The sequence below is a fragment of the Methanococcus voltae PS genome (genome assembly GCF_024807035.1).
Classification (GTDB): Archaea; AGJL01; Methanococci; order Methanococcales; family Methanococcaceae; genus Methanococcus; species Methanococcus voltae.
Genome location: NZ_JANUCQ010000002.1, coordinates 27,539 through 39,928, shown reverse-complemented (window position 1 = coordinate 39,928; position 12,390 = coordinate 27,539). Strand labels below are relative to the sequence as shown.

14 protein-coding genes are annotated in these 12,390 nt (G+C 26.9%); 11 read left to right on the top strand and 3 right to left on the bottom strand.

Going from position 1 to position 12,390, the window contains the following annotated elements; genetic code table 11:
- The first annotated feature begins 98 nt into the window (after nt 1-98).
- The 10 genes from M2325_RS03285 (at nt 99) to M2325_RS03240 (ending at nt 7,423) form a co-directional block, all read left to right on the top strand.
- Entirely contained in the window at nt 99-431 is a 333-nt protein-coding gene (locus tag M2325_RS03285) for a hypothetical protein (protein WP_259051011.1), read from the top strand.
- A gap of 9 nt (nt 432-440) precedes the next feature.
- Nucleotides 441-704, top strand: coding sequence for a hypothetical protein (locus M2325_RS03280; RefSeq protein WP_259051009.1), 264 nt, complete (start codon nt 441-443; stop codon nt 702-704).
- A gap of 8 nt (nt 705-712) precedes the next feature.
- Nucleotides 713-913: a hypothetical protein gene (locus M2325_RS03275; RefSeq protein ID WP_259051007.1), complete on the top strand. Its 201-nt coding sequence runs from the start codon at nt 713-715 to the stop codon at nt 911-913.
- Nucleotides 914-921: 8 nt separating this feature from the next.
- Complete coding sequence (locus M2325_RS03270; RefSeq protein ID WP_259051005.1) at nt 922-1,104, top strand: hypothetical protein; 183 nt, start codon at nt 922-924, stop codon at nt 1,102-1,104.
- On the top strand, nt 1,085-1,372 hold the full coding sequence (locus M2325_RS03265) for a hypothetical protein (protein WP_259050994.1): 288 nt from the start codon (nt 1,085-1,087) through the stop codon (nt 1,370-1,372). The genes M2325_RS03270 and M2325_RS03265 overlap by 20 nt, the downstream gene beginning before the upstream one ends.
- Complete coding sequence (locus M2325_RS03260; RefSeq protein ID WP_259050992.1) at nt 1,353-1,763, top strand: hypothetical protein; 411 nt, start codon at nt 1,353-1,355, stop codon at nt 1,761-1,763. The genes M2325_RS03265 and M2325_RS03260 overlap by 20 nt, the downstream gene beginning before the upstream one ends.
- A gap of 4 nt (nt 1,764-1,767) precedes the next feature.
- A complete protein-coding gene (locus M2325_RS03255; RefSeq protein ID WP_259050990.1) occupies nt 1,768-5,217 on the top strand; it encodes a hypothetical protein in 3,450 nt (1,149 codons plus the stop codon).
- Nucleotides 5,218-5,430: 213 nt separating this feature from the next.
- Nucleotides 5,431-6,405 carry a hypothetical protein gene (locus M2325_RS03250; protein WP_259050988.1) on the top strand — a complete coding sequence of 325 codons (975 nt, stop codon included), beginning with the start codon at nt 5,431-5,433 and terminating at the stop codon, nt 6,403-6,405.
- On the top strand, nt 6,405-6,692 hold the full coding sequence (locus M2325_RS03245) for a hypothetical protein (RefSeq protein WP_259050986.1): 288 nt from the start codon (nt 6,405-6,407) through the stop codon (nt 6,690-6,692). The genes M2325_RS03250 and M2325_RS03245 overlap by 1 nt, the downstream gene beginning before the upstream one ends.
- 182 nt (nt 6,693-6,874) lie before the next feature.
- Nucleotides 6,875-7,423 (top strand): recombinase family protein, encoded by a 549-nt coding sequence (locus M2325_RS03240; RefSeq protein ID WP_259050975.1) that lies wholly within the window; start codon nt 6,875-6,877, stop codon nt 7,421-7,423.
- On the opposite strand, the gene M2325_RS03235 is transcribed toward M2325_RS03240, so the two are convergent.
- The 3 genes from M2325_RS03235 to M2325_RS03225 form a co-directional block, all read right to left on the bottom strand.
- On the bottom strand, nt 7,424-9,397 hold the full coding sequence (locus M2325_RS03235) for an ATP-dependent nuclease (protein WP_259050973.1): 1,974 nt from the start codon (nt 9,395-9,397) through the stop codon (nt 7,424-7,426).
- 48 nt (nt 9,398-9,445) lie between these two features.
- Complete coding sequence (locus M2325_RS03230; RefSeq protein ID WP_259050971.1) at nt 9,446-11,329, bottom strand: deoxyguanosinetriphosphate triphosphohydrolase family protein; 1,884 nt, start codon at nt 11,327-11,329, stop codon at nt 9,446-9,448.
- A 153-nt stretch (nt 11,330-11,482) separates the two neighbouring features.
- Nucleotides 11,483-11,779: a hypothetical protein gene (locus M2325_RS03225; RefSeq protein ID WP_259050962.1), complete on the bottom strand. Its 297-nt coding sequence runs from the start codon at nt 11,777-11,779 to the stop codon at nt 11,483-11,485.
- A 345-nt stretch (nt 11,780-12,124) separates the two neighbouring features.
- Here M2325_RS03225 and M2325_RS03220 point away from each other — a divergent pair, with 345 nt between their 5' ends.
- Complete coding sequence (locus M2325_RS03220; RefSeq protein ID WP_259050960.1) at nt 12,125-12,292, top strand: hypothetical protein; 168 nt, start codon at nt 12,125-12,127, stop codon at nt 12,290-12,292.
- Nucleotides 12,293-12,390 lie beyond the last annotated feature (98 nt).

Here is a 12,390-nt window from a genome sequence, read left to right as displayed (position 1 = left end):
TAATAAAAATATAATAAAAATATAATAAAAATATAATAAATAATAATAATAATAATAATAATAATAATAATAATAAAATACGATAATTGAGGGAAATTATGGAAGTTATTCAAATTCCCATATCTTTTTTGCATAATCACGATATATTTGGGCTTTTAAATTACGTTTTTCAGAATACTATCGGTCTTGCATTGATTATCCCATTAGGTTTGGGAATTACTGCTTATGTTCATTCTGACGGTAATGAAATCTTACCTTTGGTAATTGAATCAGGCTATTTTGTTCTTTTAGGTACTTTAGGGGTAGACATATTAAATATAGCTACTGCATCACCGATTAACATTACCCTAACAGCCATTAATACAATATTCGTAGCTATGATGACTTATAATTTAATTTACCCGATTGTAATGCCTAAAGAAGATTATTAAGGTGGAATTATGTACGAAAAAGAAAAACGTAAAAGTTCTAATGGTTGGATTATGTCAATAGGAATAGGAGTCATTTCAACGGTAGCATTTTGCTATTTGTTGTCAATAATTGTAGGGGCACTCTATCCAGTAGCAGAATCTGCTACTATTGGTCACCCAGTACTTTTTCAAACATTAACTAATCTAAAAAGTATGGTTACTTTAATTCTTGGAGTTCTTATTGGAGTTCCAGTAGTTTGGATATTTGGAAAAATTGTAAAGATATTCTTTTAGGTGATAAAGTGAATCCTATTTTTGATTCTGAATTCGTATTAAAAAAAGGAATTAATTCAGATATTCATTATAAAATGACTATATTTACCACAGGTGATTTTAGATTATATATTACTAACAAATCGCATGATTCAAATGAATATCCAATTCATAACGTAGAAAATTATTCTGAAATTTCTGAATCAATATATAATTCAATATGTATTTAGGTGATAATATGAAAAAAGAATATAAATTAATTGGTATTCTTGCTTTTCTTTTTATACTTATTTTTACTTTTCAAAATACTGCTATTTTTCAAATTGCACAAATTGGGGTAATTGGCGTTTTATTTTATTTTTTAATATTAAATAATGAATCATACGATACAGAGGTAGATTATGATGAAATCGAAAATTAAAAGAAGTGAATTTATTAATCAACTAAAAGAAGTGAAAATGTTGGATATATTAGATACTATACAAGAAGAAATGCGAAGAATAGTTATTACAATGGCTTTAATAGTTTTTTCTTTTGCAATATTCATAGAGGGTAGTTTCTCGACTTCTGTAATGTATAATATGTATTTAAAACGATTAGAACCTTTATTAAGTCTTTTTATGGATTTTTTTGTGCTATATACTATAATAATAGTTCTTAGATGGGGCTATGGAAAATATAAAGAGTAATACTATGATATTTTTGATTAATTGTTTTTATTTGATATTATTATCATTAACAGATATTGCAGATAGAAAAGTAATTAATTTAATACCTATTATTTTTTTAATTGCAAATAGCTATTTATTAGGCTTTAATACAGTTGAAATGCTATTTGCAATTATATTGCTTGTTTTATTCAGTAGATTTACTAAATTAGGTTTTGGTGACATTTTAATTTTTATTTCCTTAATTCCGATTTCTGGAATTTGGGGTTTTATTGTAATTTTAGGAATTTCTAATTATATTAGCTTATTTTATGTTTATTTCAAAAAACAAAAAGATATTCCTTTTGTTCCATTTATAACAATTGGATATTTGATATTTTTAATTATTTTAAGAATTAATTCGATTGGGTGAAATCATGGGAAGCTTTCCTTATTCTGATTCAAAAGGTTCAAAATCTACGAATAGTAAGATAAGTTCAGGCGGTTCTAAAAATAGTTCTTCTTCGTCTTCGAGTAGTGGTAAATCAAGTGGCGGAAGCAGTAAAAAAAGTTCAAGTTCAAACAATGGTGGTAATTCAAGTTCTCCAAGTGCAATAAGAAGTGGTGAAACTCATTATGATGATAAGGGAAACGCTTATCGAAAAACAAAAGACGGATTTAAAAAAGAAGGGGATTCTTCGGGAAATAGATATCATAATGTGCCAAATTCTGCAAATAATAAAAAATCCAATTTAAACAATAATAACAATAAAAATAAAGTTAATATTCAAAATAACCAGGAAGAAGCTCAAACACAACAAACTAAACGAAATGATTTACACTTTAAGAATTTTGAAGATAGAAAAAAATATTTCACAGATAAAGGTTTAGATTACGACCCTCGCCAAGCTCCAAACTCAGGAACTGGTTGGAAAAATGAAGCTTATGTAACGTCAAGATATTATAAAGATAGCTCAAAAAATACTAAAAAAGAAGTTGAAACACATACTAATACTTACGATGCTTCAAAAGTGGTTCTACATGAAAAAAACAAAGATTTTACAGTCGTTTACGATAAAAAAACTAATGAAGTAATAGGTGTTTTTAATAAAGGTTCAATTCAATATTATACGTCAGGAGGGGGTAAAAGAAGAATAATCATAGATGATTCAGAACGATATTCTGAAAGTTTTGATTATGAATTTATAACGAATAAAGGAAATAAAAAAACAATTAAACAAGAAGAAGCGGATAGGTCTTTTAAATCGTTTAATGATAAAAAAAGATGGGAAAATGAGGAAGATTTAGGGTATAATATCTATGCAAAAAAAGAAGAATCTTCAAATTGGAGAACTAGTGCATCTGGGAATTATAATAAAAATAATACCCCAATTAGACACAATACAAATATAAAAACTACTTCAAAATCAGAATTAGAAAGACAAGAATGGGAGAAGAAATATAATTCTACAAAAGGGTTATTTGATAGTGTAAAACCTAAAAAGAATACTTTTTCAGGTAATTCTACACCTATTGATAGTCAATATCTTGATTCAATGACATTAGCTAACGATAAAAAATTAAATTACGATTGGGAAAGAAATAAACTTACAATTGAAGAAACTAAACCTAAATACTGGAAAGAAGAGAAAATAGAAGATGAAAAGAATTTAGACTGGTATAAAGAGCAAATCGGTGTTAATTGGGCAGTCGATAAAATATCTAAATTAGGGGATGATGCAGGGGCTAAAACAGCCATATATACAGCTTTGCCACTATTGGCTTCAAATAATCTGGTATTGACTCAAGCTACTACTGCCATGGGACATTTTGATAAAGATATTGAAAAAAATCCGTTATATAACACTGCACCCGTAGTATTTGGGCGAAAAGTATCGAGTAATGTAGCAGGCGGTATGGCTGATTTTATAGGGAGTATTGGAACTACTGCAGGAGTAGAATCTGCTAAATTAATATCTAATGATAAAACGTTTGGTAGATTGTCTAATGAATTTGTGGATACAACTGTAAAAGGCACGTATCACGGAACTGTAACACCTTATGGAAAAGCACTTAAGGGAGACTTTTCAGCGGAAAACGTGGCAGGTATGGTAAATTTACCTTTAATGGTATTAGGAGCAAGAAGTGTTGCAAAATCAGGTTATAAAAGTTTGTTCAAAACTGAAAAAATAGTATTGGATAAAGGTATCGCCAATTATGCAAAAAATTTAAAACAAACTCGTAAAGGTACTTCACTATTGGAAAAACCTAAGAAAAATAGTATGTTAGAAAGGGAGCTTAAAAACGTCAATAAAAATAAAAACATTATTTTTGAGGACTCTAAACCTAAAATAAATTTGGAAAAAGAGCTTACTAACAAAGTTAACAAGAAATATAATAAAGAATTTAAAAATAATTTAAAAACAGATTCTAAGCTTAAAGAGCTTTCAAGCTCTGAGATAAATGTAAAAAGTAAAATGAATAATATTAAAGCTTATATGAAAAATAAAGAGTATAATTATGCACTTAAAGAAATAAATAATTTATTGGAGTCCGATATCAAATCTATTAATCGAAAAGAATTGATAAAATTAAGAAACAGAGCAGAAAATAAACTTATAGATGGTTTTGACATATCAATTGAAGAGATAAATGTTAAAAACCCTAAAAAAATAAAACTTACTGAAAAAAAGATAAAAAATAAAGACAGAGAATTTATAAGATTTGAAGAAGAACTTAAAAATTCTAAAAAAATTAAAAAGAAAGGTAATGATAATTTAATAAAAGACCCTGAAATTGAATTTTATAAACAGAATAAAAAATATTTAAAGGAATTTAAAAATCCAAAGCGACAGCAATTAAAATTAAATGATAATTCTGGAAAACCTAAAAAAATAGCTAAATCTGAAATAAAAAAGTTAAAATTAACTAAATCACAAATAAAAGAGCTTTCTACTTACAAATATGCAAATGATGTTATTAAAAAGCACAATAAACCGATAGATTACTACAAGTTGTTAGATGAAGTTAAGAAAAATGAGGTAAAAAATCTGGAAATAGTGGCGGAATTCCAAAATGCACAGTTAGCAAATGCAGATATGATATTAGGGGTTGGTACTAGAAGTGTATATAAATCAGGTTTTAAATCAAATTTTAGAACAGGCCGAGTTAACAACAACCTATTAGGGGGTAAAAATCCTACTAATTATCAAAAAGCGAGAAATTATAGAAATAATAATTATTCTCAAAAAAATAAGGCTTTGTATGATGCAACGCGGAATTCAAAAAAGATACAAAAACAATCTGAAAGAACAGCTTATAAACAGGAATCTAAGGGAAATATTTCAGAAAGAACAACAAAAGCTTTGGAAGATGCAAGGACAAAATATCAATCTAAAACAAATAATTTGTTAGAAAAAGAACTTAAAAGTCACTCTAAAACAAATACGGGGTTAAAAACAAATAATTTATTAGGTATTGGTGTAGCATCAAGCAATATGTCAAAGGAATTAACTGGAATTGGTGAAAAAACAAATAATTTAATGGCAAATCTAACATCAACAGAAACTAAAACTGCAAACTTGGAAAAACAGTTAACTTCTACGATTTCAAAACAAAAAAGCTTATTGGAAAAAGAAGTTTCTAAAAAATCTAAGCTTAAAAATAACAAATATAATCCAAAATCTAAAAAATTACAGAATATAAAACCAAAAACTGCGGATATAATTTGTAAAAAAGAAGTAATACCTGAAGAATATCCACCGCTTGAATTTCCAAAACCAAGATTTAAAACAGATAATAATAAATCCAAAACAAAGAAGAAATCTAAGTCTAAAAAATATAATAAATCTGGTCATTACGATATAAAATCTATTTTTGAACTTTAATAATTATCTATTTTCATTTATTTTAATTTTATTTTTCATTTATTTTTATTGTTTATTATTTTTATTTTTATTTAGTATTTAAGAGGTGAAACCATAGCTAAATTTGTAGATACTAGGTCTAAAAGAGCCATTGCAATAGATAGAGCTAAGAGAGCACAAACTGTATATAAAGAAGCAGTAGGTGGTTATACAAACGCACCAAATAAAGGAGATTTGGAAGGATACGATACGCCTTGTAGACTTCCAAAACCTAAAAAGGGTAAAAAAGGTAAAAAGGTAGAAAAACCTAAGAAAGAACCGAAAACTAAAGATTATGTTCCAGATGAAAAAGAGATGAAAAAGTTAAGAAAACATTTTCATAAGATGCCTGTGGATGCACAGCATAAAGACCTATTAAAATCAAAAAGAGTTATTAAGCAAGGTAAAAAACAGAAAAAACAGATTGAAGAGTGGAAAAAGAATCCAAAAGCTTATGATATTAGGGGAATTGACACACAACCAAAAGAACTTATCGATAAAAGATTAGAATTTGTTCATAAGCATGTTGGAGCTCCAAAAGTTCAAAAAAGGAAATTTAGATGGAAAACTAAAGATGGAGTATTTGAATATTATCCTAAGGGAATACAAACGTCTAAAATACCTTCACAGGGTAGGATTAGGGTAGATATATCGTATCAAGATAAAAACGATGTTGACAGAATCTATGCTCATGAATTGGGGCACGCATACGATAGAAATATTAAAAATAAAAAGGACCGTTCAGGATTTTATGATTTTCATAAATTAGGCCGTAATCCTAAAAAACTAAGAAATGAAGTAATTAAAATAACTAAGAAAATAAATCCGTACGATGAAGAACAGCTGTTAAATCCACTTTTATATCGTGATGGAGAAGAACATATTAAATATCGAAAATCTAATAAAGAAATGTTTGCAGATTGGCACAGTGCCTTTATAATGGATAAGAATATTGTTAAAAAAGGTAAATCATTCTATAATATCTTTAAAAACCAAGAAAAAGAATATGTTAAAGCTTTGAAGGATATTGATAAAGAAGTAACGAGTAAATATGTTAAAGCTCCTAAAAAGAAAAAGAAAAAATTAAAAACTACAAAAAATAAATCTAAAAATACTAATAAAAATACTAATAAAAAGAAAAAAAGTAACGATTTACTAGGGTGGTTTTAATGGAATTAATTACAGAACCGAGTTATGAGCATAAGTTTTTTATCGATTCAAGTTTTAAAACTGGTGTAAAAGAAGATGGGGTTGAATTTAAAGATGGTAAAAAGTATTTAGTTTATAAAAAAGTTTATAAAATCGATAGAGTACTTAAAAAAGGCTTTAATTTAGAGATGCTTATAGGAATCCTAAGTTATAATGAAGAAACTGGAAAATATGAAGTTGATAATAAAAAAGAACTTTTAGAGATGGAAGACTTAGGAGAGATTTGGGAACTTTACCCTATAATTTAGATTTATTACTTACTTTTTTTACTTTTTTTAACCTATTATCAAAAACGACCGTTTTTAAGACTTTTCACTTTTTTTAAGAAATTAACATCTTTTATATAGGGATAATTCTCAAAACTTAGTATCAATATCAAGGTATCAAAACCTTACAAAATAGATAAGTAATGAGACTTTACGTGATAATTATGATTATAGGTTATGCAAGAGTATCGACAAAAGACCAAAACTTAGAACGACAAGTTCAAGATTTAAAAAAAGTAGGTTGTGAAAAAATCTATTTGGAAAAGATTTCAGGAACTATAAGAAATAGACCTGAATTTACTAAAATGTTTGATAGTTTATCTAATGAAGATATAATAATCGTTACAGAACTTACACGTATTTCAAGAAGTACAAAAGATTTAGTTGAAATTGTTGAAAACTGTAAATCTTTAAACGTTGAGATTAAAAGTTTAAAGGAATCCTGGCTCGATACGAGTTCAGCACATGGTAAGCTTCTTTTCACTATCTTTGCAGGGTTAGCCCAGTTTGAAAGGGACTTAACCTCTGAAAGAACTAAGAACGGTTTAGCAGTTGCACGAGCTCGTGGTCGAGTTGGTGGACGTCCTAAGGTAGATTCTAATAAATTATCTATGGCTATAAAGCTTTATAACTCTGGAGAGTATTCCGTATCTCAAATTAGTAATATTACTAATGTGAGTAAAGCTACGCTTTATAGATATTTAGGTAAATAGTTATTTATTTTTATTATTTAATCCCTGAGATTTTAGAATATTATGGATATTTTTTACATATTTTACATATAAAGGATAATTTTTATCTAAATATTCCATATCATTATCTTTAATATCTTTACATACGTTTCTACAAATCATAATTTTTAAATTAGTCTTATTATTATCATAAACATTATTCGATACACATAAATGTTTTATTTGATCTAATAGGGTATTTGTAGAATTTTTATTATATTTTTCTTTAAAGTCCTGTTCAAAAATTTTTGAAGCTATTTCTAAAACTTTTTCTACAGGTAACATATCTTCTAATTCTCGATTTTTATTAGGTATTTTTTTCACTTCTTCTTTTGATTCGCCAAAACTATAATTTAACACATCAGTTATTGAAAAACAACGACTTGAATATTCTAATGTATCTTCTTTTATCTTTTTCATTGCACTTTTACCTGCTTTATCTGAGTCTAAAAATACATAGCTTTGTATTATTTTATTGTTTTTCAAATGTTTTATATATTGGTGGACGTTTGTAGCACCTTCTGCATTTATTGCAGTTATGTCTGCAATATCAAAATCATTTTCTTTGAGTTTTGTAGTCATACAGTTAAAAACTTCTGCATCCGTTAAACCTTCAAAAACTATAACATTTTCAGAAACTATATTTAGAATGGACGTTCCTAAAGCTTGATAAATAACTTCGTCACATAATGGATCGTCTTTAGATATATATTCAATTCGGGTTTTTCCAGATTCTTTATGGACTTTGATATGACGGTTTAATTTATTTTTATCTGCTATGTAAGGAGAATGTGTAGATATTATAACATTGTTATTTTTGGAAATTCTAATGAGTTCGTTCCTTAAATATTCGATTGCACTTATATGTAACCCCTTTTCAGGTTCGTCAATTACCAATATCGAGTTCTTAAACTTATCACATAAATTTCCCGTAGATATAGATAATAGTATGGACATAAATTGTTTATAACCATCGCTACGTTCGTTCATTTTATAATAATTGTTATCAAGACCTTTATCTTTAACGGTAAATTTAAATACTGCATTTTCCCCAATACCTTCAATATCTATATCTAAATAAGTAGTATGATTTGGCCAGACCTCTGCAAGATGTTCATTTATTAATTTTGTTAAACATACTTTACAGGTTTTTTTCTCGGTTTCATCATTCATTATTAAATTTAATGCATTTTTTAACTTTTCTAAATTCTCAGTTTCATCATTATTAAATCCTAATTCTTTTTTTCCGTATATGTATAATATATTTCTTAAAGGCATATTATGTTCAATATTATTTCGCATGTCAACTACTTTTACGTCACCTATTAGTAAATATTGGGGTTCTCTGGTCCAATAATTAACATTTAAAGGACCTAATCCTTTTATTGTATCTTTAAATTCACTTACGATACCTTCAAGTTCTTCGTCGATCATTTCCGTTTTAATATATTCCGTATTAGATTGGCCATTCATAAACATTTTAACGGTATTTTTGGATGGATCGAAAACTGTAACGGGGTTAAAAATTTTATTTGCTGGATCATAAGTATTATTAATGGCAATTTTTTCAATAAATTCTTGATTAAATTTATAAGTGTAATCATAAGTTTTACCATTTTCAATAGTTAGTTTATTAGTGCAATAAACTTTATCCAAAAAAGGATCCACACCTACAATATTTTTAGAAACTAAGTAGTCATAAAAAGAACTTTCTTTAGTTAATTTATAATAATAAGTAATCTCAATTGGTTTCATTTTTCTTCTTGCATTTTTATTGCAATCCCTATCATAATTTACAATACGAGCATAGCGAGATGATGCGCAGCATATTGCATCTAAAATGTTACTTTTACCACTTCCATTAATTCCTAATAAAATAGTACAATTATTTTTAAAATTTAATTCCAAATCTTCAATACTTTTATAATTTTTAATATGTACACTATCTAATAACATAAAAAACCTCATTGATAATAATTTTAAAAAAATAAATTATGGAATAAGTTATTCCATATATAACGCTTTATATTCTTTTTTAGCATAGCTATCGGTCATTAATGCGATATGATCACAAATTGATGACATGTATATGTAATTACATGCTAAAATAAATCTAAGATATCTCTCTTTTGAATCAATATTTTTAAATGGTTTTTTCAATAATTCAGTATAGTAATCTTTTAACCTTTCTTCTTCATTTTTATTATATAATGTACTGATTTCTTTTTCTCCACTATATTCTTCCAAAAATTTGATAATTTCTAAGGAATCTAATTTTAAGAGTTTAACAATTGAAATTTTTTCTCCACTCGGTAATTCTAACGGTTTACTAATTCCATCTTCAAAATTAAAGGTTAAAAATCTAATATTATTTTCCTTACTACAATATTGAGGATTAGGTTTCAAGGAATCTTCATCTAACATACAAAAATATTTTTTTACTGCATTGTTTAATCGATATTCAATTATTTTTATAACGGCATTGGATAATTGTTCTGGTTTATTATAATATGCTTTATAAAGTTGTTTTATAATATACTCGGATTTTGCATCAAATCTACGAACGTCATTAGATAAACAAATTTTATTGATTATTGATTCCAATTTTTTATTTAACTCCTCACCCAATTCTGAAAAGGTTATTACCTCATAAGGATAATATTTAAAATCTTTATATTTTTCCATTTCATTTTTGATTTGTTCCATTTCACAAGGGTTTGTGGAATCCTTGGTTGAATGTTCATTTTTATAAATATTCTCAAAAGACGTGTAAGATACATCTTTTATAAAGTAGTCAATAATGTCTCTAATAAATAATTCTTTAATATAAAATTCATTATTTTCTGTGGATTCTTGCAACTCTTGGTATTTTTGTTTATGGCATTCTAAAGAGTTTAAAAGTTCACTTAATAAAGAATATGCTTTTTCGTCACTTTCCTGTGAATTTTTATGTAGTATATCAGTTATGGCCTCAGTAATAGTTTTTAATAATTTGCCATATTCCATACCTAACTTTTCGTCACGTAAACCATCGTCTAAATCATGTTGTCTTTGTGCAATTTCATCAGCAATTGCTACAATTTGACCTTCTAACGTTACAGAATTCTCATAGCATGCCATATCCTTTAAAAAATTATTAAAATTCTTATTATAGTGCTTTCCTGCATTAATAATTTTTTTATTAATTAACTCTTCGTCAATTAAAAATTTTTCCAAGTCATAACATATTGAATTACAATTTTTACAATCCCCATATTTTCTTAATTTTTTATCATTTTCATCTATGTTAGCACATTTTTTTAATTTGGTACGAGTATGTTTTAATACTCCTTCTAAAACCTGCCATGTTAAATTTAGCCCAAAAGATTTTTCGTGCCTGCACTCTAAAATATCCAATACTTTTAAACCCTGATAGTTATGTTTAAAACCACCATGCGGTAAATTGTATTCTATTTTACCACCTAAACTATTATTGCCAGACATAATTTCATGTAATACTCTTTCCCCCTCATGTCCAAAAGGTGTATGTCCAATATCGTGACCTACTGCAATTGCTTCTGCTAAATCCACATTTAATCCTAAATTCTTTGCCAAACTTCTTGAAAGTTGAGATACTTCAATAGTATGCGTTAATCTATTTCTGTAATGGTCTCCTTTTTCATGAGTATAAATTTGAGCTTTATGTTCTAATCTCCTAAACGACTTGGAGAACATTATTCTCCCCCTGTCTCTTTCAAACTCCTTTCTGACTGCATAGGGATGTTCTGCACTGTTTAAGGGCATTTTTTCTTTTTCCAATCCATAAAACCGTCTATCAGTTTCTTTTGACTTTTGTGCTAACTTTTCAGAAATTATTGTTCTGAAATGGTCGTAATTCTTGATATTCATCACACCACCCATTAGTTGATATCTAATTATTATATATTATTTCAATTAAATTGTATAATTAGATTACGTATATATAGATGATAGATTTAAAACAGTGATTAAATGGAATATAAAAAATTTAGAAAATAAAAATTATAATTAAAATATTTAAGATTATATTTTACGTATTATATTAGGGATATGTTTATCCCCACTAAAATTGTAGCCTGATCTAACATTAAAATTTTCATCTAATGGTCGAACACTATTCAAATTTCTCACAATAAAAAGTTTCCATCCGTAAGGTTCTCCACTTTCACTATATCCTCCATTTTGGTAAGCCCTTAATTTTTTAACGCCATTAAGATCTGTGCCATAAGCATGTGGTTCAATTACTCTAATACCACCGTTGTTATATGTTATATTTAGTCTTTTTTTATACCCTATTGCCCTAATTATTTTATTTTCCATATTACCCCCTCATATATTATATACTTATATATTTACATATTATAATATATTAAAAGATATATAAATATGAAGTTATACCCATTGAATAATTAAAATAAATATGTAATATTCTATTCAAATTTACCCCGTTCTTTAACTTCAATTTTTTTGCCAAATTCTGAGAAACATACGTATTTTTTAGGAGGGGCTTTATCTCAAGACAAGCATATAATATAATATAATATAATTAAGTAATCCAACAAATTTATGTACCTTGTTAACCCCGTTAACAATATATACTAATAAAAACAAATAATAACACAGATAATATGTAGGAAACAAACTGCAAAAAATGCGGGTGATACTATGGCTACTTCATCATTTTCAAGAGAATTTGTACTAAGTAAAGAAGCCGCAGAGATTTTAAGCGAAGAATTGGAAAAACAGACAGAACATTACGTTCCTAAAAAAGATATGCAAAAAGAACTTAAGAAAGGTGAATCAGTATTCAAACAAATATTATCTCACTTGTAACTATTTTAGAAAATCTTAATAATGATACTGATTCATGTAAATCAAAAATTTTTTCTCTTTTTAAATGTAATCAAGAACCAGAACTTGTAACCTTTTTA

Bases quoted from the DNA above. Each gene is read 5' to 3' on its own strand.
- M2325_RS03285 (WP_259051011.1), top strand. From the start codon at position 99: ATGGAAGTTATTCAAATTCCCATATCTTTTTTGCATAATCACGATATA.
- M2325_RS03280 (WP_259051009.1), top strand. From the start codon at position 441: ATGTACGAAAAAGAAAAACGTAAAAGTTCTAATGGTTGGATTATGTCA.
- M2325_RS03270 (WP_259051005.1), top strand. From the start codon at position 922: ATGAAAAAAGAATATAAATTAATTGGTATTCTTGCTTTTCTTTTTATA.
- M2325_RS03265 (WP_259050994.1), top strand. From the start codon at position 1,085: ATGATGAAATCGAAAATTAAAAGAAGTGAATTTATTAATCAACTAAAA.
- M2325_RS03260 (WP_259050992.1), top strand. From the start codon at position 1,353: ATGGAAAATATAAAGAGTAATACTATGATATTTTTGATTAATTGTTTT.
- M2325_RS03255 (WP_259050990.1), top strand. From the start codon at position 1,768: ATGGGAAGCTTTCCTTATTCTGATTCAAAAGGTTCAAAATCTACGAAT.
- M2325_RS03245 (WP_259050986.1), top strand. From the start codon at position 6,405: ATGGAATTAATTACAGAACCGAGTTATGAGCATAAGTTTTTTATCGAT.
- M2325_RS03240 (WP_259050975.1), top strand. From the start codon at position 6,875: ATGATTATAGGTTATGCAAGAGTATCGACAAAAGACCAAAACTTAGAA.
- M2325_RS03235 (WP_259050973.1), bottom strand. From the start codon at position 9,397: ATGTTATTAGATAGTGTACATATTAAAAATTATAAAAGTATTGAAGAT.
- M2325_RS03230 (WP_259050971.1), bottom strand. From the start codon at position 11,329: ATGAATATCAAGAATTACGACCATTTCAGAACAATAATTTCTGAAAAG.
- M2325_RS03225 (WP_259050962.1), bottom strand. From the start codon at position 11,779: ATGGAAAATAAAATAATTAGGGCAATAGGGTATAAAAAAAGACTAAAT.
- M2325_RS03220 (WP_259050960.1), top strand. From the start codon at position 12,125: ATGGCTACTTCATCATTTTCAAGAGAATTTGTACTAAGTAAAGAAGCC.